At 66.2% G+C, this 21,865-nt stretch carries 20 protein-coding genes; 9 read left to right on the top strand and 11 right to left on the bottom strand.

What is annotated here, in order from left to right:
* The first annotated feature begins 9 nt into the window (after positions 1-9).
* The 5 genes from alr (at position 10) to ACVJ6E_RS07885 (ending at position 5,756) form a co-directional block, all read left to right on the top strand.
* Complete coding sequence (gene alr, locus ACVJ6E_RS07905; RefSeq protein WP_208996631.1) at positions 10-1,152, top strand: alanine racemase; 1,143 nt, start codon at positions 10-12, stop codon at positions 1,150-1,152.
* Entirely contained in the window at positions 1,152-2,549 is a 1,398-nt protein-coding gene (gene radA / locus ACVJ6E_RS07900) for a DNA repair protein RadA (RefSeq protein WP_120267778.1), read from the top strand. Before alr ends, radA begins: the two co-directional genes overlap by 1 nt.
* Before the next feature lie 137 nt (positions 2,550-2,686).
* Positions 2,687-3,328: a CvpA family protein gene (locus tag ACVJ6E_RS07895; protein ID WP_120267777.1), complete on the top strand. Its 642-nt coding sequence runs from the start codon at positions 2,687-2,689 to the stop codon at positions 3,326-3,328.
* A 144-nt stretch (positions 3,329-3,472) separates the two neighbouring features.
* A complete protein-coding gene (gene purF / locus ACVJ6E_RS07890; protein ID WP_120267776.1) occupies positions 3,473-5,002 on the top strand; it encodes an amidophosphoribosyltransferase in 1,530 nt (509 codons plus the stop codon).
* 10 nt (positions 5,003-5,012) lie between these two features.
* Entirely contained in the window at positions 5,013-5,756 is a 744-nt protein-coding gene (locus tag ACVJ6E_RS07885; protein WP_120267775.1) for an SDR family NAD(P)-dependent oxidoreductase, read from the top strand.
* A gap of 108 nt (positions 5,757-5,864) precedes the next feature.
* Here the strand turns inward: ACVJ6E_RS07885 and pssA are convergent, their stop codons facing one another.
* From pssA to cysS, 9 genes are all read right to left on the bottom strand, one after another.
* Positions 5,865-6,764, bottom strand: coding sequence for a CDP-diacylglycerol--serine O-phosphatidyltransferase (gene pssA / locus ACVJ6E_RS07880; RefSeq protein ID WP_120267774.1), 900 nt, complete (start codon positions 6,762-6,764; stop codon positions 5,865-5,867).
* A 13-nt stretch (positions 6,765-6,777) separates the two neighbouring features.
* On the bottom strand, positions 6,778-7,479 hold the full coding sequence (locus ACVJ6E_RS07875; RefSeq protein ID WP_120267773.1) for a phosphatidylserine decarboxylase: 702 nt from the start codon (positions 7,477-7,479) through the stop codon (positions 6,778-6,780).
* 137 nt (positions 7,480-7,616) lie between these two features.
* Positions 7,617-9,566, bottom strand: coding sequence for an ABC transporter ATP-binding protein/permease (locus ACVJ6E_RS07870; protein ID WP_120267772.1), 1,950 nt, complete (start codon positions 9,564-9,566; stop codon positions 7,617-7,619).
* Complete coding sequence (locus ACVJ6E_RS07865; protein ID WP_120267771.1) at positions 9,563-9,967, bottom strand: metalloregulator ArsR/SmtB family transcription factor; 405 nt, start codon at positions 9,965-9,967, stop codon at positions 9,563-9,565. Before ACVJ6E_RS07865 ends, ACVJ6E_RS07870 begins: the two co-directional genes overlap by 4 nt.
* 160 nt (positions 9,968-10,127) lie before the next feature.
* Positions 10,128-12,278, bottom strand: a complete 2,151-nt coding sequence (locus ACVJ6E_RS07860; RefSeq protein ID WP_199681009.1) for a TonB-dependent receptor domain-containing protein — start codon at positions 12,276-12,278, stop codon at positions 10,128-10,130.
* A gap of 219 nt (positions 12,279-12,497) precedes the next feature.
* On the bottom strand, positions 12,498-13,427 hold the full coding sequence (gene rarD, locus ACVJ6E_RS07855; RefSeq protein WP_120267770.1) for an EamA family transporter RarD: 930 nt from the start codon (positions 13,425-13,427) through the stop codon (positions 12,498-12,500).
* Between the two features lie 34 nt (positions 13,428-13,461).
* Entirely contained in the window at positions 13,462-15,054 is a 1,593-nt protein-coding gene (gene cimA / locus ACVJ6E_RS07850; protein WP_120267769.1) for a citramalate synthase, read from the bottom strand.
* Positions 15,055-15,120: 66 nt separating this feature from the next.
* Positions 15,121-15,660, bottom strand: coding sequence for a GFA family protein (locus tag ACVJ6E_RS07845; RefSeq protein ID WP_120267768.1), 540 nt, complete (start codon positions 15,658-15,660; stop codon positions 15,121-15,123).
* Complete coding sequence (gene cysS, locus ACVJ6E_RS07840) at positions 15,657-17,102, bottom strand: cysteine--tRNA ligase (RefSeq protein ID WP_120267767.1); 1,446 nt, start codon at positions 17,100-17,102, stop codon at positions 15,657-15,659. Before cysS ends, ACVJ6E_RS07845 begins: the two co-directional genes overlap by 4 nt.
* Positions 17,103-17,432: 330 nt before the next feature.
* On the opposite strand from cysS, the gene ACVJ6E_RS07835 reads away from it, so the two are divergent.
* The 3 genes from ACVJ6E_RS07835 (at position 17,433) to ACVJ6E_RS07825 (ending at position 20,089) form a co-directional block, all read left to right on the top strand.
* Positions 17,433-19,175, top strand: a complete 1,743-nt coding sequence (locus ACVJ6E_RS07835; protein ID WP_208996630.1) for a L,D-transpeptidase scaffold domain-containing protein — start codon at positions 17,433-17,435, stop codon at positions 19,173-19,175.
* Positions 19,176-19,340: 165 nt separating this feature from the next.
* The gene (locus tag ACVJ6E_RS07830) at positions 19,341-19,580 is read left to right on the top strand and encodes a hypothetical protein (protein WP_120267766.1); all 240 of its coding nucleotides are present in this window, start codon (positions 19,341-19,343) and stop codon (positions 19,578-19,580) included.
* Positions 19,581-19,747: 167 nt separating this feature from the next.
* Entirely contained in the window at positions 19,748-20,089 is a 342-nt protein-coding gene (locus tag ACVJ6E_RS07825; protein ID WP_208996629.1) for an ArsR/SmtB family transcription factor, read from the top strand.
* Between the two features lie 58 nt (positions 20,090-20,147).
* On the opposite strand, the gene ACVJ6E_RS07820 is transcribed toward ACVJ6E_RS07825, so the two are convergent.
* Both ACVJ6E_RS07820 and ACVJ6E_RS07815 read right to left on the bottom strand, forming a co-directional pair.
* A complete protein-coding gene (locus ACVJ6E_RS07820) occupies positions 20,148-20,666 on the bottom strand; it encodes a CreA family protein (protein ID WP_120267764.1) in 519 nt (172 codons plus the stop codon).
* A gap of 76 nt (positions 20,667-20,742) precedes the next feature.
* Positions 20,743-21,123 (bottom strand): hypothetical protein, encoded by a 381-nt coding sequence (locus tag ACVJ6E_RS07815; RefSeq protein WP_120267763.1) that lies wholly within the window; start codon positions 21,121-21,123, stop codon positions 20,743-20,745.
* 208 nt (positions 21,124-21,331) lie between these two features.
* Between ACVJ6E_RS07815 and ACVJ6E_RS07810 the strand changes: the two genes are divergently transcribed.
* Positions 21,332-21,814, top strand: coding sequence for a MarR family winged helix-turn-helix transcriptional regulator (locus ACVJ6E_RS07810; RefSeq protein ID WP_120268344.1), 483 nt, complete (start codon positions 21,332-21,334; stop codon positions 21,812-21,814).
* The last annotated feature ends 51 nt before the right edge of the window (positions 21,815-21,865 follow it).

Below are 21,865 nucleotides of genomic sequence, written 5' to 3'. Positions count from 1 at the left end.
ACCAGGGATGTGATCGATAACCACTCCGGCGCCAGCGCCACGCCTCTCATCGACAACGGCCGCATCACCGTAGACCTTGCTGCTCTTGCAGCGAACTGGCAGCGCCTAGCCGGCCTGATGGCGGAGGGCGCCGCATGCGGTGCGGCGGTGAAGGCCGACTGCTACGGGCTGGGCGATGCGCCGTGCCTGCAGGCGCTCTGGGCCGCCGGCTGCCGGACCTATTTCGTTGCAACGCCGCAGGAAGGCGCGGCCGTGCGTCGCCACCTGCCGGATGCCACGGTCTACATTCTCAACGGGCTCTATCCGGGTGCAGCCGGCTTTTACGCCGCCAACGGACTGCGCCCCTGCCTCGGCTCGCCGGACGAGATTGCCGACTGGCGCAATGCCGGCGCGCCGCTGCCCGCAGCGCTTCATGTCGACACCGGCATCAGCCGCCTCGGTCTGACGGCGGAGGAAGCGGCTTCGCTGGCGCAGAACACTCCCCTCGAGCTATCGCTGATCATGTCGCATCTGGCCTGCGCCGACGCGCCGGGCGACCGGATGAATCAGGTCCAGCTGGCGCGCTTCCGGGCGCTTGCGGACCTGTTCCCCGGCGTGCCGCGCTCGCTCGCCAACTCCGCCGGCATCTTCCTCGGTCCGGACTTCCATTTCGAGCTCGCGCGGCCGGGCATTGCCCTTTATGGCGGCCAGGCCTCGGCGATGGAGGAGAGCCGGCTCGATCCCGTCGTCACACTCGAGGTGCGGATCCTCCAGGTCCACACGCTGCCCAAGGGCGCGCCCATCGGCTACGGCGCGACCTTCACCGCACCGCGCGACATGCGCGTTGCCATGGTCGCGGCCGGCTATGCCGACGGGTTCCTGCGCGCGGCCGGCTCCACAGACAGCAAAGCAGGTGCGGAAGCCTGGCTCGCCGGCCATCGCCTGCCGGCCCTCGGTCGCGTTTCCATGGACATGAGCGCCTTCGATATCAGCGACGTGCCGGAAGACATTGCCGTGCGGGGCGCCTTCGTGGAGCTGTTCGGCCGCAACGTCTCCGTCGACGAGACTGCCAGCCGTGCCGGTACCATCGGCTACGAACTGCTGACGTCTCTCGGCCACCGCTTCGCCCACCGTTATGTCGGCGCGCCCTCGGATGGCGGGGAGCGGCCCTGATGGCCAAGCGCGGCACAAACTACGTCTGCCAGTCCTGCGGCGCGGTCGCGTCCAAATGGGCCGGCCGCTGCGACAGCTGCGGCGAGTGGAACACCCTGGTCGAGGAACGCAGCGGCGGCGGGGTCGGCGGCTCGCCCACGGCCGCCGGACGCAAGCGCGGACGCGTGGTGCCCCTGGTCGGCCTTGCAGGCGAAAGCGACACGCCTCCACGCATCGAGACACGGGTCGGCGAGCTCGACCGCGTCACCGGCGGCGGATTCGTGCGCGGCTCGGCCTTGCTCGTCGGCGGCGATCCGGGCATCGGCAAGTCGACGCTGCTGATTCAGGCCGCCGCCCGCATCGCCAGGCTCGGCCACCGCGCGATCTATATTTCCGGCGAGGAAGCGATCGATCAGGTGCGCCTGCGCGCCATGCGCCTAGGCCTGTCCGACGCCCCCGTCGGCCTTGCGGCGGAGACCAGCGTCGAGGACATCCTCGCCACCCTGACGGACGGCCCGCCGCCGGCCCTCGTCATCATCGATTCGATCCAGACCCTGTGGTCGGAGATGGTCGAGTCCACGCCCGGCACCGTCACCCAGGTCCGCGCTTCCGCGCAGGCCCTGGTGCGCTACGCCAAGTCGAGCGGCGCCACGGTGATTCTCGTCGGCCATGTCACCAAGGACGGCCAGATCGCCGGCCCGCGCGTGGTGGAGCACATGGTCGATGCCGTTCTCTATTTCGAGGGCGACGGCGCACACCAGTATCGCATCCTGCGGTCGGTCAAGAACCGCTTCGGCGCGACGGACGAGATCGGCGTCTTCGAGATGACCGACAAGGGGCTGGCCGAAGTGGCCAATCCGTCTGCGCTTTTCCTCGGCGAGCGCTCGGGCCGCACGCCGGGATCGGCCGTCTTCGCAGGGCTGGAGGGCACGCGCCCGCTGCTAATCGAGATCCAGGCGCTGGTCGCGCCCTCGCCTCTCGGCACCCCGCGCAGGGCGGTCATCGGCTGGGACAGCGCCCGCCTTTCGATGATCCTTGCGGTGCTGGAGGCCCGCTGCGGCGTGCGCTTTGCGCAGAACGATGTCTACCTCAACGTCGCCGGCGGCTTGAGGGTCAACGAGACGGCCGCGGACCTTGCCGTTGCTGCCGCTCTCGTCTCGTCTCTCAGCGGGGTTGCCCTTCCCGCCGATTGCGTCTATTTCGGCGAGGTCAGCCTCTCGGGGGCGGTCCGAGCGGTCTCTCAGGCTCAAAGCCGTCTCAAGGAAGCCCGCAAGCTCGGTTTCACCTCGGCCTTCGTGCCGGAATCGAACGCCGGAGACGGCGCGAACGACGGTGGGCAGGTGACGGGGCTGAGCGAGCTGACGGATCTGGTCGCCCAGGTGGCGGCAAGCTCCGCAGGCGCATCCGAGCGGGACTAGGGGCCCGGACGGATCTGGCGGCCGGCAGCGCCCGATCGCTGCACGCGCCGGGCAAGGCAATGAACACCGCGCCCGACCCACGCGGAGAACTGGGTCGACAGGGCGTCTTGCGACGCGATCAGGGACCAGGCCGAGCGATGCCGATCACGCTTCTCGACGGAATCCTTCTCGTCATCATGCTCCTGTCGGCCGTTCTGGCCATGATCCGCGGCTTCGTCCGCGAAGTCCTGTCCATCGCCTCCTGGATCGCGGCTGCCGTAGCCGCCTTCTACCTGCATGGCCATGTCGTTCCCTTCGTGCGCCAGTACATCAACAACGACAACGTTGCCCTAGGCGTTGCCGCGGCCGCCGTCTTCCTGGTGACGCTGATCATCGTCAGCTACATCACGATGCGCATTTCCGACTTCGTGCTCGACAGCCGCATCGGCGCGCTCGACCGCACGCTCGGCTTCGTTTTCGGCGCCCTGCGCGGCCTTCTGCTGGTCGTCGTCGCGATGATGTTCTTCAACTGGTTCGTGCCGCAGGACCAGCCTGCCTGGATCGCCACGGCCAAGTCCAAGCCCGTGATCGACTCGATCGGCAACCGGCTGGTCAACGCCCTTCCGGAGAGCCCGGAAAACACAATCCTCAACCGCATCCGCAATCGCTCCGACAGCGCCCCTGCCGGCACGACGGAAACGCCCGCCACACCGGCACCGGCCGGCGAGGAGCAGGGCTATACCGACAGCGAGCGTCGCGGGATCGAGCAGTTGACGACCTCGGGGTCGTCCACCAACTAAGGCACGTCCGCTAAACGGACCGCATCATGTGACTGAATTCCCCTGTGCCACGGACGGACCGCCCTGCGGTGCCGTCCCTGGTGCGTTTTGAAGGCCCGTCCGGCGGACGCCTCCGCCGCCTGCGGGCAACCAGGAGCCAAGGCCATGGCCTACGCCGATAATCACACCGCCCCCCATCACGCAGACAGCCACGGTTCCGACCGCGACGCAGCCGCCAGGGACTTCTGGCGCGAGGAAATCGAAGGCGACCGCCTCCACGAGGAATGCGGCGTGTTCGGCGTTCTTGGCCATGACGACGCCGCTGCGATCACCGCGCTCGGCCTTCACGCCCTGCAGCACCGCGGCCAGGAAGCCGCCGGCATCGTCACATTCGACGGCAACCAGTTCCGCTCCGAGCGGCATCTCGGCCTCGTCGGCGACCACTTTTCCGACGCCGAGACGATCCGCCGGCTGAGCGGTCCCTACGCCATCGGCCACGTGCGCTACTCGACCTCCGGCGAGACGATCCTGCGCAACGTCCAGCCGCTCTTTGCCGAGCTCGACGGCGGCGGCATCGCCGTGTGTCACAACGGCCACTTCACCAACGCGATGACCCTGCGCCGCAAGCTCATCAAGGAAGGCGCCATCTGCCAGTCCACTTCGGATTCGGAGGTGGTACTCCAGCTGGTGGCGCGCTCGCGCAAGGACAAGATCGTCGACCGCTTCATCGACGCCATCACCCAGATGGAGGGCGCCTATTCGCTGGTCGCCCTGACCCGCAAGAAGCTGATCGGCGCGCGCGACCCCTACGGCATCCGCCCGCTCGTCCTCGGCGACCTCAACGGCGCCCCGATCTTCGCCTCGGAGACCTGCGCGCTCGACATCATCGGCGCCAAGTTCATCCGCGAAGTGGAGAACGGCGAAGTGGTGGTCTGCACCCCCGGCGGCATCGAAAGCTTCTTCCCCTTCGGTCGTCGCCCTGCCCGCCCCTGCATCTTCGAGTACATCTACTTCTCCCGCCCGGATTCGATCCTCGGCGGGCGCAGCGTCTACGACGTGCGCAAGGAGTTCGGCCGCCAGCTCGCGCTGGAAACGCCGGTCGAGGCGGATGTCATCGTTCCGGTACCCGATTCCGGTGTTCCGGCAGCGCTCGGCTTTGCCCATGCGTCCGGCATCCCCTTCGAGCTCGGCATCATCCGGAACCACTATGTGGGCCGCACCTTCATCGAGCCGACCCAGCAGATCCGCACCCTCGGCGTGAAGCTGAAGCACTCCGCCAACCGTGCCCAGATCGAGGGCAAGCGCGTGGTGTTGGTCGACGACAGCCTGGTGCGCGGAACCACGTCGCTGAAGATCGTACAGATGATCCGCGATGCCGGCGCCCGCGAGGTGCACTTCCGCCTCGCCTCCCCGCCGATCCGCTTCTCCGACTATTACGGCATCGACACGCCGGTGCGCGAGAAGCTGCTGGCGGCCAAGTACAGCCTCGATGAGATGCGCAACTATATCGGCGCGGACAGCCTCGCCTTCCTTTCGGTCGACGGCATCTACAAGGCCATCGGCTACGAGGGGCGCAACAACGAGGCGCCGCAGTTCACCGACCATTGCTTCACCGGCGATTATCCGACGCCGCTCACCGACATGGCTGAGGACGGAGATGTCACGCACCTGCCGCGCCTCGTCGAAGTAGGATAACGGACAGAACATGACCAAACGCTTCGAGGGACGGGTTGCCGTCGTTACCGGCGCCTCCCGTGGTATCGGCTATTTCACCGCCAAGGCACTGGCCGCCGAGGGAGCGCACGTGATTGCGCTCGCCCGCACGGTCGGCGGCCTGGAGGAGCTCGACGACGAGATCCGTTCGGAAGGTGGCCAGGCAACGCTCGTTCCCGCCGACCTGACGGACTACGACGCCCTCGACCGGCTCGGCGCGGCCATCTTCGAGCGGTGGGGCAAGCTCGACGTCCTGATCGGCAATGCCGGCATTCTGGGCGGCCTGTCGCCGCTGGGGCATGTCTCCCCGCGCACCTGGGACAAGGTGATGGCGATCAACGTCACCGCCAACTGGCGCCTGATCCGCTCGCTCGATCCGCTGCTGCGCCAGTCGGACGCCGGCCGCGTGCTGTTCCTGTCCTCCGGTGCCGCCCACAAGTGCAAGGCCTTCTGGGGCCCGTACTCCGTGTCGAAGGCCGCCCTGGAGGCCCTGGTGCGCACCTATGTCGCCGAGACAGCGCAAACGCCGATCACCGGCATGCTGGTCAATCCCGGCGCAACGCGCACCGCGATGCGGGCCGAGGCGATGCCGGGCGAGGACCCGCAGACCCTGCCGCATCCGTCCGAGGTGGCAGCGTCCCTGCTCGACTTCGTGGCGCCGGCCAACACGGCCAACGGCAAGCTTTTCGACTTCCCGTCGAAGGAGCTGCGCGACTTCGTACAGGTGTCGTCGTAACGCCGTCACGGGTCTCCCGGACGGCTAGAAACGAAAAAGCCCTGCGTCCACGACGCAGGGCTTTTTTCTTGAACCTATACGCTCTGCCAGGAAGCCGGAGGCCGCGGACTACGGCGCGTCATCCTTGTCGTCCTCGCTCAGGTGGTCGAGATCGGTTTCCTCGTCCTCGGCCGCCAGGCCGTCTTCATCCGTGTCGTCCGATACCGGATCCGCCTTGCGATAGCGCTGGTACCAGTGCCAGGCGAAGGGAATCGAGACCAGGTAGCCGGCAGCCCCGACCGCCAGAACTTCGAACGGGTAGCTCGCCAGCAGCGCCACCAGGAACACCGCTGCAACGAAGAGCGGCAGCACGAGATCGCGGCGTACGCGCGTGCCCAGCTTCTTGCCCGAGAAGGTCGGCAATCGGCTGACCATCAGCAAGGCGATCGCCACCACATAGACCGCGACAGCGGGCGCCAGTTCCGGCCAGTGCGGCAGAATGCCGACGAACTCGAGATAGACCGGGAACAGCACGCTCAATGCGCCGGCCGGGGCCGGTACGCCCGTGAAGAAGTTCACGGCCCAGGCGGGTTTGTTCGGATCGTCGATCGACACGTTGAAGCGGGCAAGCCTGAGCGCTGCCGAAATCGCGAAGATCAGCGCCGCGATCCAGCCGATGGACCGCACTTCCTGCAGCAGCCAGGAATAGAGGATCAGTGCCGGCGCCACGCCGAAGTTCACGAAGTCGGCGAGGGAATCGAGTTCCGCGCCGAATTTCGACGTGCCCTTGAGCAGCCGCGCGACCCGTCCGTCCAACGCGTCCAGCACCGCCGCGATGACGATGGCGCCGATCGCATAGTCCCAACGCGCCTCCAGCGCCATGCGGATTGCCGTAAGGCCGGAGCACAGCGCCAGCAGCGTCACCAGGTTCGGCAAGATCAAGCGCAGCGGCACCCGGCGAAAACGCGGGGCACGGCCGCGCCGGCGGCGCGTGGGGCCTGGGTCGTAGGGGGCAAAGGGTCCGGTCATCCGTTCCTGCCGATCAGCTGATGCGTGTGAGCACGCTGCCGCGCGTCTCGCCGCCGAGTTCCGCGACCACGGTCTCGCCCGCAATCATCGTCTGGCCGACGGCGACCTTCACGCTGGCCTCGTCCGGCAGATAGACGTCGAGCCGCGAGCCGAAGCGGATCAGGCCGAAGCGCTCGCCCGCCCCGATATTCTCGCCCTCGCGCACGAAGCAGACGATACGCCGCGCCACAAGGCCGGCGATCTGCACCACGCCGATGCGGGTTTCACCGCTCTCGATGACGAGGCCGTTGCGCTCGTTCTCCTCGCTGGCCTTGTCGGATTCGGCGTTGAGGAAGCTGCCGGCGCGATAGGCAACGCGGGTGATGCGGCCGCCGAACGGCGCGCGGTTCACGTGGCAGTTGAAGACATTCATGAAGATGCAGACGCGCATCATCGGTTCGCTGCCGAGCTCCAGCTCCCGCGGCGGCACCGCCTGCCCGACCTGACAGACCGTTCCGTCGGCGGGCGAAACGATCAGATCGTCGTCGATGGGCGTCACGCGCTGCGGGTCGCGGAAGAAATAGGCGACCCATGCGGTCAGGATCAGACCGATCCAGAACAGCGGGTCGACGAACCACCCGACGATCAGCGTCGCCGCACCGGCTCCGGCAACGAAGGGCCAGCCCTCACGGTGGATGGGGACGAAGGTCTTGGTGATCGTATCGGTCAGCGACATGGATGGTTCCGTTTATGACGGCCGGCTGCGGAACGAAAGGTTCCGCAGACAAGGCGAACCCGCCCCTTTTGCACCGGAGCGGGTCGCAAAATCAATCCATGGCGGCACCATGCCTCAGGCAAGGCGGCTTTCGCCTCCTATTCCGCAGGCACGTCCTCGCCGGCACGCGGCCCGCGCATCACGAAGCCTTCACCATCGGCAGTGGCAGCCCGCAGCCGTTCCTCCGCCTCGCTCGCCTCCTGCTGGCGCGCCCACATGGACGCGTAGAGCCCGCCCTTCGCCAACAGCTCCGGATGCCGGCCGCGCTCGACGATGCGGCCCTTTTCCAGCACCAGGATCTCGTCCGCATTGACGACGGTCGACAGACGGTGGGCGATCACCAGGGTCGTACGGTTGCGCGAGACCTGGTCGAGCGCCGCCTGGATTTCCCGTTCCGTATGGGTGTCCAGCGCCGAGGTCGCCTCGTCGAGGATCAGGATCGGCGGCGCCTTCAGGATCGTGCGGGCGATGGCCACGCGCTGCTTCTCGCCGCCCGACAGCTTCAGTCCGCGCTCGCCCACCTCGGTGCGGTAGCCTTCCGGCAGCGCCGCGATGAAGTCGGCGATCTGGGCCATGCGGGCAGCCTCGTGCACCTCCGCCTCGGTTGCCTCGGGGCGGCCGTAGCGGATGTTGTAAGCGACCGTGTCGTTGAACAGGACCGTGTCCTGCGGAACCATGCCGGTCGCCCGGCGCAGGCTCTCCTGCGTGACGCCCCGCACGTCCTGCCCATCGATGGTGATGCGTCCGCCCGTCACGTCGTAGAAGCGGAACAGCAGCCGCGAAATGGTCGACTTGCCGGCCCCCGACGGCCCGACGATGGCGACCGTGCGCCCGGCCGGGACCTCGAAGGCAATGCCCCGAAGAATCGGCCGGTCGGCATCGTAGTGGAAGGTGACGTCCTCGAAGCGCACGGTGCCGCCTTGAACGGCAAGCGGCGCGGCGCCCGGCCGGTCGGTGATCTCGGCCGGCTGGCCGAGCAGCTGGAACATCGCCTCCAGATCGGTGAGCCCCTGCCGGATCTCGCGGTAGAGGAAGCCGATGAAGTTCAGCGGGATCGACAGCTGCAGCAGCAGCGCGTTGATCATCACGAAATCGCCCAACGTCTGGGTGCCGGCCATCACCGCGCGGGCCGACATCACCATGCAGATCGCCGTGGCGACGCCCAGGATCACCGCCTGGCCGAAGTTGAGCCATGCCAGCGACGTCCAGGTGCGGGTGGCTGCGCGCTCGTAGCCGGCCATCGAGCGGTCGAAGCGCTCCGCCTCCATCTGCTCGTTGCCGAAATACTTCACCGTCTCGAAGTTCAGCAGGCTGTCGATGGCCTTGGAATTCGCCTCGGTGTCATTGTCGTTCATCTCGCGGCGGATGGTGATGCGCCAGTTCGAGGTCTGCACTGTGAACCAGGTGTAGGCGACGATCATGACCGCAACGACGGCAACGTAGATCCAGCCGAACTGGTACCAGATCACCGCAGCCATCACGCCGAATTCCATCACCGTCGGAATGCCGTTGAGGATCGTGAAGCGGACGATGTTCTCAATGCCCTTCACGCCGCGCTCGATCACCCGCGACAGGCCGCCGGTACGCCGGGCCAGATGAAACCGCAGCGACAACGCATGCAGGTGGCGGAAGGTCAGGAACGCGAGTTGGCGCACCGCATGTTGGCCGACACGGGCGAACAGCGCGTCGCGCAGCTGGTTGAAGCCGACGAACAGCACCCGCGCGACATTGTAGGCGATGACCAGCATCACCGGCGCCACCAGCCAGGCGGGCAGCACGTCGAGACCGAGCGTGCCACCGGCAGCCGACGCATCGCCCTGCTGAACGGTCAGCGCATCCGTCGCCCATTTGAAGAAATAGGGAGAGAGCACCGTGACGATCTTCGCCACGACGAGTGCCAGAACGGCAAGGCCGACCCGGGCCTTGAGGTCCGGACGGTCGGACGGCCAGATATACGGCCACAACTGGCCGAGGGTGCGGAAAGTCGAGACCTCGTCCGCCGATATGCGGGGCGCGGGGCCGGGTACGCCTGAGCGACGGCTGGTCATTCCGTGTCCTTTCGACAGACATCCATGCGTGGCGCGCTCGCCTGCCCCGATACCTCGCCGCAGCATGTCGCGGCAAAAAGCTCGGCGGCGGCACCCTCGACCAGCGCCCGCGCGCCTGCCGTAAGGCGATAGTGGCAGCAGCGGCCATTCTCCTCCGCCTCGATCAGGCCCGCCTCGCGCAGGATGGCGAGATGCTGGGAGACGGTGGACTGCGCCAGCGGCAGACCGCGAACGATGTCGCCGCAGACAGCGCCCGAACAGGCGGCAAGCGAGGAGACGATCTCCACCCGCACCGGATGCGACAGGGCCTTGAAGATGCGGGCGAGCCGCTCGCTGTCGATGGCGGCAGCAAGCGGGCGGGCCGGCTCGTCGCGGAGCCGCACAGCGGTTCGGTCACGCATGGAATATCCATTCATCGTAATTTACCGATGGATGGGTTCTAATCCGCAGGCCGCCAGCCGGCAAGCGAGGACACGGCTTTTCTTTTTCTCTTCGCAACGAAAAAGGGCGCCCCCTTGCGGGAGCGCCCTGCTCTTGGCTCTGGTTTGCAGGCCGGGAAGATCAGAACTTCAGGCTCGCTCCCACGGTGAAGGTGCGTCCACGTCCCGTCGCCACCCCCGAATAGGCTTCGGCAAATCCGGCATTCGCCGCCATGTAGGACAGGTCCCCCACATTCTCCACCGACGCAAAGAGCTTTCCGTGTTCGCTGAACTGCCACGAGCTGTAGAGGTCGAACAGGACATAGCTGTCGATCGGAAGCGAATTCTGCTCGTCCACAAATGCCTGCACGCTGTCGCCGACATAGTGCATGCGTCCGCCGAACGTGAGTTTCCGGTCCAGGAACCGCGCGCCGATGTCGACAGTAGCGTAGTCGTCCGGCAGGCGTCCGACATCGTTGCCGATCCCGGCGAAATACGGCAGGGGCTGCTTTGTATCGGCGATCGTGACCGCGACATTGGCATAGGCGAAGCCCGCGTCGTAGCTGCCCTCGATCTCGAAACCGTTCATCCGCGTGGTGCCTGCCAGGTTGACCCAGCGCTGCACCGCCCGGCTCTCGCCCGGCTTGCGGTCGAGCCCATAGGTGATGAAATCCTCGATGCGATTGTCGAAATAGCCGAGCTTCAGCCGCAGCTTGTCCCCCTGGACGGCAAGGTTGTCCGCAGTGATGTTGGCACCGATGTCGAGCCCCCACATCTTTTCCGGCACCAAGTCGAGATTGCCGGCAATCGGATCCCCGACGCCGTTGAAGTTGTGCCCGCCGGGATAGAACATCTCGGATGCCGTCGGCGCACGGTAGCTGCGCCCATAGCTCGCATAGAGCTGCAGCCAGTCGGTCGCCCGCGCGGCCAACCCGATGCGCGGGTTCCACTCCTCTCCGCCCCGCGAGGCAAGCTCCGCCGGACATGCCGGCCCGCCGGCCGGGCAACCTCCTCGTCCCGGCGCGGTGTAGCCGCGTACGCCGTCGAGGTCCCAGGTGTCGTAGCGCAGGCCCAGCGTCAGGTCGAAGATGCCGTAGGAGGCCGTCGCCTCGGCGAAGGTGCCGGTTTTCACCAGCGTTCCGTCGGGATTGGCGCCGCGCTGGTCGTTGCCCTCATAGTCGTCATGCGAGAAGGCAAAGCCGTAATGGAGCTTCAGCCCCACCGCTCCGAAATCAGCCCGGCTGGTGTTGGCAAGGTCGAAACCGGTTCCGGTCTGCTTGCCGCGCCGGCCGGCGAAGACGCCCCCAGCCCCTTCGAAGGCAAGATCGGTGATGTTGTGATAGGCGTTGGCCCTCAGGTCGAACCAGTCGCTGTCGGGCGTGAACTCGTAATTCGCCGTGTAGGTCTGGTTGTCGATTGCCCAGTCGTAGCCCCCGCTCTGGACGTAGAATGAGTTGGAGTACCAGCGCCCGCCAAGCTTTACGCGGTGGCTGGAATTGGGTGCCACGGCGACCTTGAACAGGCCCGACTTCGGCATCTGCGAGGGGTCGAACGGCACCTTCCGACCATCGCCATTGTCGTAGTGGCCGGCCTCGGAAAGACTGTAGGCCCCAACCACACTGATATCGCCTTCGCCGAACGCGGCCCGGGCCGCGCCCGCCGCCATGCCCGACCAGCCGTAATCGTTGGTGCCGGCGCGCCAGGTGGTCATCGCGCCGAAGGTCGAGCCGGGCTTGAGAACGTCTTCGGGCTCCAGCGTGCGGAAGTTGACCCCTCCGGCCAGTGCGCCCATGCCCTCGGCTCCGGTCACCGGGCCGCGGGTCACGCCGACGCCCGCCACCAGGTTCGGGTCGACATAGACAAAGTTGTCGAACGTGCCACCATGGCCCGACAGGTTCGTGAAGGTTTGCGGCACCCCGTCGATGGTCGAGTTCACCCGCCCGAAGCCTTGCAGGCCACGCACATTCGGCGTGATGCCGGGCTGGTCGGACGACTGGCGCGTGAACGTGCCGGCATTCGAGCGCAACGCCTCGTTGACGTCGCCACCGAACCTGTCCTGCAGCACTTCGCCGCTCGTATAGCTCGCCGCCGCGTTGCGCTGATAAGGGGTAGTTTCGAAATTCGCCCAAGGCACCGTGATGCGCCGGAGGATCGTGGCCAGACCGGAGGTCGCCTCCCCCTCCTCGCTGGTACTCGTGTCCTGCGCCGATGCGGTGAAGGGGGCGGCCGTCAGCGCCGCCAGCCATAGGGTCACGAATGCGGCCTGCCTGCCGCGGTCGCCAAATCTGCTCACTTGAAGCCTCCTGTCGTGCGATTGTGTCGCTGGCGGCTCGAGCAGAAGGTCTGCAAAGGCATGCTGGCTGTGGTGGCGCGCCGTACCCCCGGCGCGCCCTTGCAACCGCAACCTAAAAATATGACTTATAGAGTCAAGTTTTAATTCTAAGGAATTTCAAAGCCTTGCGTGACGCAACGGCAAAACGTTTCGGATCTTGTGAACAACAAGTCAGGGAGCCTAGCTGCGCGAGCGCTCGTGTCTGACCAGCGTGTCGGTGGTGAAGATGGCCAGCGAGATCCAGATGAGACCGAAGGTCGCCAGCCGCACCGGCTCCACGTCCTCACCATAGACATAGAGCGCCAGCAGAAACTGGATGCTCGGCGCGATGTACTGCATCAGGCCCACTGCCGTCAGCGACAGCCGCCTTGCGCCGGCGGCGAACAGCGCCAGCGGCACCGCCGTCACGACACCGGTGCCCAGCAGCAGCAGGAACAGGCCTGGCCGGTCGACCGGCCACACGTCCGCCATTGCAGCGCTCCCGCCGGAAACGCCGGCATAGACCAGGTAGGCCAGGGCAAACGGCGCCAGCACGATCGCCTCGACCATCAGTCCGGGCGAAGCGCCAACCGCCACCGTCTTGCGCACGTAGCCGTAGACGCCAAAGGAGAAGGCCAGCGCGACGGAGACCCAGGGAAACCCGCCAAGCGCCATTGCCTGCACGGCAACGGCGATGCTCGCCAGCACGATTGCCACCGTCTGCCAGCGGCTCAGCGTTTCCTTGAGCACCACGAGCCCGATGGCGACCGAAACCAGCGGATTGGCGAAATAGCCAAAGCTCACTTCCAGAATACGCCCGCGCTCCACCGCCCAGATGAACACCAGCCAGTTGATGGAGATCACCGTCGCCGACAGCGCCAGCTTGGACAGCGTCGCGGGATCGCACAGGATGGCTCCCACCTCCCCGAGCTTGCCGCGCAGCCCCAGGAAAATCGCCAGGAACAGCACCGACCACAGGATCCGGTGGGCAACCACCAGATCCGCCGGGATGGCCGACGTCCACTTGTAGTAGGCCGGCAGGAAGCCCCAGAGCAGGAAAGCCGAGAGGGCGAAGGCAAGGCCGAGGCGCCGCTCGGCGTCGGCCGCCGCGGCTGTCGGTTGGGAGGTCATGGTCGCGTGGTCCGCTGGGCTGCGAGGCTGCCCGTCAGAGCCCGGCCTTCAGCAGCGTGTAGGTGTGGGAATCGATGAGCGCCTGAAATGACGCATCGACGATATTGCCCGAAACGCCGATCGTGAACCAGCGTTTGTGCGTCCTCTTGTTGTAGCTCTCGATCAATACGCGCGTGACGGCATCCGTGCCGCCGTTGAGGATGCGCACCTTGAAGTCGGTCAGCTCCATCTCGTCGACGACCGACTGGTAGCGCCCCAGGTCCTTGCGCAGGGCCGTGTCGAGCGCATTGACAGGACCGTTGCCCTCGCCCACCGACATATGCGTCTCGCCGTCGATGTCGATCTTCACCACCGCCTCGGAAACCGTGACCAGCTCGCCGATGGCGTTGAAGCGGCGCTCGACCATCACGCGGAACGAATGCACATCGAAATAGCGCGGCACCTCGCCGAGCCTGCGGCGCGCCAGCAACTCGAACGAGGCATCCGCCGCCTCATAGGCATAGCCCTGTGCTTCGCGCTCCTTGACGTCGGCCAGCAGCGTATCGAGCCGCGGGTCGGCCTTGTCGACGGCGATACCGAGCCGCGCGAGCTCGCCGATCAGGTTCGACTTGCCGGCCTGGTCGGAAACCAGGACCCGGCGCCGGTTGCCGACGGTCTCCGGCGGCACATGCTCATAAGTCTCCGGCTCCTTCAGGATCGCCGAGGCATGGATGCCGGCCTTGGTGGCGAAGGCGTTCTCGCCGACATAGGGCGCGTGCCGGTCCGGTGACCGGTTGATGATCTCGTCGAAGGCGCGCGAGATCGAGGTGATGTCGGCCAGCGCCTCTGTGCTCACGCCCAGCTCGAACCGATCCTTGTAGGGAGACTTGAGCATCAGGGTCGGCACGAGCGTCACCAGGTTGGCATTGCCGCAGCGCTCGCCGATGCCGTTGAGCGTGCCTTGGACCTGGCGCACGCCGGCCGCAACGGCCGCCAGCGAGTTGGCGACCGCGTGCCCGGTATCGTCATGCGCGTGAATGCCCAGACGCGCGCCGGGCACATGCGCGGTGACTGCTCCGACGATCTCCATGATCTCCGAGGGCAGCGTGCCGCCATTGGTGTCGCACAGCACCACCCAGCGCGCGCCCGCCTCATAGGCGGTCTTCGCGCAGGCCAGTGCGTAGGCGGGGTTGGCCTTGTAGCCGTCGAAGAAGTGCTCGCAGTCGATCATTGCCTCTCGGCCGCTCGCCACCACCGCCTCGACGCTGTCGCGGATCGAGTCGAGGTTCTCCTCGTTGGTGCAGCCCAGCGCCACGCGCACGTGGTAGTCCCAGCTCTTGGCGACGAGGCACACCGCCTCCGCCGCCGAGCCCAGGATCATCTGCAGCCCCGGATCATTGGCGGCCGAGCGCCCTGCCCGCTTGGTCATGCCGAAGGCGGTGAAGGTCGCCGCCGTCGTCCGCTTCGCCTCGAAGAAGGCCGTGTCGGTCGGATTGGCGCCCGGATAGCCGCCTTCCACGTAGTCGACACCCAGCCGGTCCAGCAGCTCCGCAATCACGATCTTCTCCTCCACCGAGAAGTCGATGCCGGCCGTCTGCGCTCCATCGCGCAGCGTCGTGTCGAACAGGTAGAGGCGTTCGCGTGTCATGGTCTGGTCCTTGGGGTCGCCGGCCTTTGCGGCCGGTCGTTCGTGGATGGGATCCGGCTGTGCCGGTCAGGTCTTCTTGCGCGGCAGGTGAGAAGGAGCGTTCGACCAGGCGTCCTGCGGCCACTCATCGGGCGGCCAGCTCTCCGTCTCCTGGTCGGGGTGCTGGTTGGAGCGGATGGAAGCTAGGAACGAAGCCGCCTCGAGGTCGTCCATCGTGTCGCGCTTGGGCAGCGACGACACCGCGTCGACATAGGGAAGCTTCGCCTCCACGCCGTACTGGATGGTCGGGGAGATCTCTTCCGGATGGTCGAATGCACCGATGGCCAGCGCCAGCTTGTCGCCCGGCTCCTCATAGGTGAGCGGCGTCCCGCAGGACGGGCAGAAGCCGCGGGTGACATGGTTGGAGGAGCGAAAATGCGCCGGCTCGCCGCGCGTCCATGTCAGCTGCGGGCGCTCGATCGCGACCAAGGGCGCATAGAACCCGCCGAAGGCCTTCTGGCACATGCGGCAATGGCAGATCGAGGCATTGCCCAGCGCGCCCTCGACACGGAAGCGGATCGCCCCGCACTGGCACCCGCCGGTCTTCACTGCGTTGCTCTCAGTCATTGCGTCAGCTCCCAGGTCGTCACGCGCTTGCCGGTTGCGGGGTCCTTGCCGTCCTTCAGCACGACGCCGGCATCCGCCAGCTCTGCGCGGATGCGGTCGGCCTCTCCCCAGTCCTTCGCCTCGATGAAGGCAAGACGCTCGGCGATGCGGGCATCCACCTTCGCCACCAGTTCGGGATCGGCAGCCGCTTCCTGAACCGCCTCGACGGCAGCGCGAATTTCGGCAAGGTCGAAGCCGAGGAAGCCCAGCGCATCGGCAAGGGCCTGGGCAGCTGCGGTATCGCCGCTGCGGGCCTCGCGCGCGAGGCCGTGAAGAGCGGCAATGGCCCGCGGCGTGTTGAGGTCGTCGCACAGCGCCTCCACCAGCGCTTCCGGGGGCTCAGCGCCTGCTGCAGGCTGGACGCCGGCACGGTTGATCAGATCGTCCCAACGCTGCAGCAGCCCTTCCGCCTCTTCCAGGGCCTTTTCGGTGAAGTCGAGCGGCTGGCGATACTGCGTCATCAGGAGGACGAGCCGAATGGCCATCCCCGGCCAGCGACGACCGCCCACCTTCTCGGTCTCCAGCAGGTCATGCAGGGTGATGAAGTTGCCGAGCGATTTCGACATCTTCTCGCCTTCCACCTGCAGGAAGCCGTTGTGCAGCCAGTAGCGCGCCATCAGCTTGGTGCCGTGCGCGCAGCAGGACTGGGCGATCTCGTTCTCGTGATGCGGGAAGATAAGATCAAGCCCGCCGCCATGGATGTCGAAGACGGGGCCCAGGTGATGGGCGCTCATCACCGAGCACTCGATATGCCAGCCCGGGCGCCCGCGTCCCCACGGGCTGTCCCAGCCCGGCTCGTCCTCGGACGAGAGCTTCCACAGCACGAAGTCGCCGGGGTTCTTCTTGTGGGCATCGACCGCGATCCGCGCGCCGGCCTTCTGGTCTTCCAGATTGCGCTTGGACAATTCGCCGTAAGCCGGCATCGAGCCGGTATCGAACAGCACCTCGCCTTCCGCCTCGTAGGCATGGCCCTTGGCGATCAGCGTGCCGATCATCTCGATCATTCCGCTGATATGGGCAGTCGCGCGCGGCTCGTGCGTAGGCGACAGGCAGCCCAGCGCCTTCACGTCCGCATGGAACTGATCAGCGGTCTTGCCCGTTACCCTGGCGATCGCATCGTTGAGCGGGAGGTCGGGATAGTCGCGCAGGGCCCGCGCGTTGATCTTGTCGTCCACGTCGGTGATGTTGCGCACATAGGTGACATGGGCCTGCCCGTAGAGATGGCGCAGCAGGCGGAACAGCACGTCGAACACGACGACGGGCCGGGCATTGCCGATATGGGCATAGTCATAGACCGTCGGTCCGCACACATACATGCGCACGTTCCCGGCGTCCTCCGGCTCGAAGTCTTCCTTCGCCCGAGTCAGCGTGTTGGTCAGTTTCAATCGATGAGCGGGAAGCATGATCGGTCGTCTCCTGGCCGGCTGGCCGGGGCGTCCGTCTCATCTCCCTTGCCGGAGAGCTTCACGCATGAGGGGAACGGCCACAGCCAGCTTTGTCGCTAGCTGCAAATAATGAGAATCGAAATGGTCTTCCGATGGGCCGTGCACATGGCAAGTGTTCTGACCCGTTTGCCTGGCCCGGTCAAGCGCCAAAAGGCGGTTTGCCGCGCTTCGCAGCGGCTTTTCGCTGGCGTCCGCGGCGTGTCCTGCATCACACTGGCCTTGAGGAGACTCCGTCATATTAGGGCTGCGGCTCCACCGTATGATGGAGGACATTTGTGGGAGGAAATCATGAGCTCTTTCGCCTGTAAGACCCGGTTCAGGCCGGTTGCGCTCGGGCGTCTCGCCAGCGCGGCCCCGGCGCTCGCCCTTGCTGTGCTGCTGTCCGGCACTGCGGTGCCGGCGTTTGCCCAGTCCGCCCTGCCGGTGGAAAGCGCTCCTACGGGCAGCGTCCAGGTGGGCGAAGCGCACCTGCCGACCGATCCGCTCGCCATGGCGATTGCCCGCGAGCTGTCGGTCAACACGACCGTGATGCTCGACGCGTCGGCCAATGCCGGCAGCGAGGAAGAGCTCGAGCTCGGGATCCAGGGCTACTACGAGAACCGCGTGTTCCAGCCCCTGTGGGTCAGCGACCAGGGCCTCAACCCCCATGGCGAACTGCTGCTCGGCGCCTTCGAGAAGGCCGGCGACCACGCGCTCGACCCTGCCGATTATGCTCCCGACCGACTGCGCCAGCTGGCCAGCACAGCCACCGATATCGACAGCCTCGCGGAGCTGGAGGTCGCGATCTCCAACACGTTCGTCACCTATGCCAACCATCTCACGGCCGGCCGGGTGAAGCCCAACGAGGTCAACCGCTCGCTCAACCTCTTCCCCAAGGCGCCGGATCCGGCAATGCTGCTGGAATTCGTCGACACGTCCGAGGATTTCGCCTCCGCCATCGAGGGGCTCTCTCCCAACACGCCCAACTATGCAAGGCTGAAGACGGCGCTTGCCGACTACCGCGCCAAGGAGGCCGCCGGCGGCTTTACCGTCGTTCCCGAAGGCGAGACCCTGAAGCCGGGCATGACCGACACACGCGCAGAAGCGCTGCGCACCCGTCTGGCCGAGCAGGATCTCTTCACCCCCGGCAGCCATGCGGGCGACGTCTATGACGGCGCGCTCGTCGAGGCGGTGAAGCTCTTCCAGGAGCGCCACGGCCTGGAGGTGGACGGCGTCATCGGCAAGAACACGCTCGCCGAGATCAACGTGCCGATCTCCAGGCGCATCGACCAGATGGAGCTCAACATGGAGCGCCGGCGCTGGATGCCCGACGATCTCGGCTCCCGCTACGTCTTCGTCAACCTGGCCGACCAGAACCTCAAGGTCGTTGAGAACGACAAGACCGTACACACGACCCGCGTGGTCGTCGGCAAGCCGTACCATGCCACCCCGGTCTTTTCCGACGAGATGACCTATGCTGAGGTGAACCCCTACTGGACGGTGCCCTACTCCATCGCCACGACGGAGTACCTGCCGATGCTCCAGCGCGATCCCGGCTCCCTGCTGGCGAAGAACATCCGCGTCTTCTCCGGCAACCGCGAGATCGATCCCTGGTCGGTCGCCTGGGGCTCCTACAGCCGCGCCAGCTTCCCCTTCACGCTGCGACAGGACCCCGGCGAGGGCAATGCGCTCGGCCGCATCAAGTTCATGTTCCCGAACAAGTTCAACATCTACATCCACGACACGCCGTCGAAGTCGCTGTTCGACCGGGCCCAGCGCTCGTTCAGCCATGGCTGCATCCGCGCCGAGGACCCGTTCGACCTCGGCCAGGCGCTGCTCGGCCCGGACGGCTGGACCAAGGACAAGCTGGAGGCGGTGCGCAACAGCCGCGAACGCCGGGTGATCAAGCTGTCCAAGCCGCTGCCCGTCCATCTCACCTACCTGACCGCCTGGGTGAACAAGGACGGCTCGGTCCACTTCCGCCGCGACATCTACGACCGCGACAAGGTGCTGGCCAAGGCGATCGCCCAGTTGCGGCCCGCCAATCTCTGACGGACGGATCGCCCGTCCCGCTCGCTCACACAGGAAGGCGCCGCCACGCAAGGGGCGGCGCCTTTACCATTGTGAACGGCACATAAAAGGGCGCCTCAGCACGGGTTCAGCCGCGCCATTGCATGATCGGCACAGTTCAAGGCCCAGCGTATCGGAGCCAGTGCCATGCAGACGATCTTCCCGACCTCCATCACCCGCCGCGGCGCCCTCATCCGCCAGCTTGTCGCCGCCTCCCTGTTCGGCGCCTTGATGCTGGCTCCCGTTGCGGGATTCGTTTTCGCCACGGATTTCGGAGCCCGCAGCCACAGCGCGCTGGCGTTCAATGCACAGTCGGTGTGCAGAAGCGGCGAAATCAGCTGTAATCTTAACTCTCAGGCTCATAGTTCGCCTTTTAGCAATCGCTGATATCTTGCGCGGATTGAATTGTTCCACTTTAATGCCGCGACTTCGAATTGCAGGCGGTCAAAGCCCTTCCGGCAGGAGGGCGTCGCTGCTGTAGCTCGAGGCCGGTGGGTCGGCAGTTGCGGGATCTGGACCGCCTGCGGTACCCAGGGCCTTCGGTAAGGATGGAAATGATCGACGCGCTTCAGGAAAAGGCCGAGGACGCGGCGAGCTTTCTCAAGATGCTCGCCTCCGCCCCGCGCCTCATGCTGCTGTGCCATATGGCCAACGGCGAAACCAATGTCGGGCAGCTCGCCGAACTTACCGGCATGCGCATGCCGACCGTCTCACAGCAACTCGCCCTGCTCCGGGCCCAGGGGCTGGTGCGCACGCGCCGCGAGGGCACGACGATCTATTACAGCCTCGACAGCGAAGTCGCGCAGGACGTCCTGTCTCTGCTGCAGAAGCACTTCTGCCCGCCCGAGACGATGGCCCGGGCCACCAACCGGCTGGAGACCAGCAGCGCCGGCTGACGGGCAGCGCGGCACCTGGTAGCGCCGCGCGTTTTCCCCTTTCGCATGACAGCGACGGTCAGTCGTCCAGCCAGTCCGCGCAGCGCGGGGCATCCGCCTCGCCCCAGGGCATGATCGGCACCGTCGAGGTCGAGTTCTTCGGGCTGCCCTCGATGATCTTGTCGGAATAGACGAGATAGACCAGTACGTTCCGCTTGGTGTCGCAGCCCCGCACGATCCGCATCTTCTTGAACAGGAAGGATCGGCGCTGGCGGAACATTTCCTCGCCCTGCTCGAACTTCGCCTTGAAGGTCACCGGCCCCACCTGCCGGCAGGCGAGCGAGATGTCGGAGACTTCCTCCGCAACGCCCAGCCAGCCCGAAACGCCCCCCTTTTCCGGCACCGTGAAGTGGCAGGCCACCCCGTCGATCAGCGGGTCGTCCACCGCATACGTGGCCAGCTTGTGATCCGGCGTCAGGAACTTCCAGACCGTCGACTTCTTGAAAATCAGGTCCGGCTCGTCGGCCGACAGGGCCGGCTGCGCCAGGGCCGCGGCGCTTGCAAGGGCGAGAACGGCGGCCCGCAGGAAGGATTTCATCGTCTCAATCTCCCGGTATGGTCGACCCGCATATGGGGGGCGGCCGGAACGGGCGCAAGCAATGCGCCGGCGGACCTCAGATGAAGAGCTTTCCGATGTGAACGACGGCAACGAGCGGCGAAGGCGTCGACAGCAACGCCAGGGCCGCAAGGCTGAGAAGCCCCAACACCAGATTGGCGCCGGCCAGCCCGCGCTCTCCGGCCCTTGCGGCCATACGCCAGCAGGCGCCATGGGTCAGCACGACAAGTACGGCCAGAACACCCGCGGCCAGCATCCCCCGCTCATCCTGCACGCCGGCATGAAACAAGACCATCGGCAGGAAGGCGCCGGCCAGCGGCAGCAGCAAGACGTGGTTGAGCACCGTCCACACCAGAGCGGGGCTTTGCGGTTTCGGCGGTGCGGCGGCGGCCTTTTCGGGTGCCGGTGCCTTGTCCGTCCGTTCTGCCGTTTTCGCCATCCTGTAGCTCTTCCTGTGTGAAACGTCGTCGCCCCGCCCATGCCTGACTGCCACGCTCGGCCCCTGGCCGCAAGACGATCCGGTGGCACCCGGTGTCGCACCCTTGCCGGACTCGCGGCAATGGTTAGAATTGAAACGATAGATGCGATTATTGCCGCTGCCGGCCGGGCACGCCTGTCTCCCGGCAGCAGCCGAAAGCGAGCAGTCCATGAGCAACGATCAAAGGCCTCTCGAGCTGGAGGGGTTTCTTCCCTATCGGCTCAACGTGCTTGCCGAGACCGTCAGCCAGTCGCTAGCCGGCATCTATCGCCGTGACTATGCCATCAGCGTGCCGGAGTGGCGGATCATGGCGACCCTGGGCCAGTTCGGCACGATGACCGCCAAGGAGATCGGCGAGCACAGTCGCATGCACAAGACCAAGGTTTCGCGCGCCGTCGCCAGTCTCGAGCATCGCAGCTTTCTTCAGCGGACCGCCAACACCCGCGACATGCGTGAGAGCTTCCTGCAGCTGACGGAAAAAGGCATCGCCGCCTATCGCAAGCTGGTGCCGGAGGCGCACCGCTTCATAGAGGCGTTGGTGGCGCCGCTCGACCCTGCCGACAGGCAGGTGTTCGACCGGGTGCTGGAGCAACTGGCGCGGCGCGCAGAGGAACTGAGCGCGGATCTCGAAGGCTCCAACGCGCCCGCCTAGGCGCGAATTTACTAAAAGTTGAGCATTTCCTTGTGCCGCCCCGCGACCTGA

This window comes from Stappia sp. G46H5W (assembly GCF_058448995.1).
This window is presented reverse-complemented; position numbering and strand designations above follow the sequence as displayed.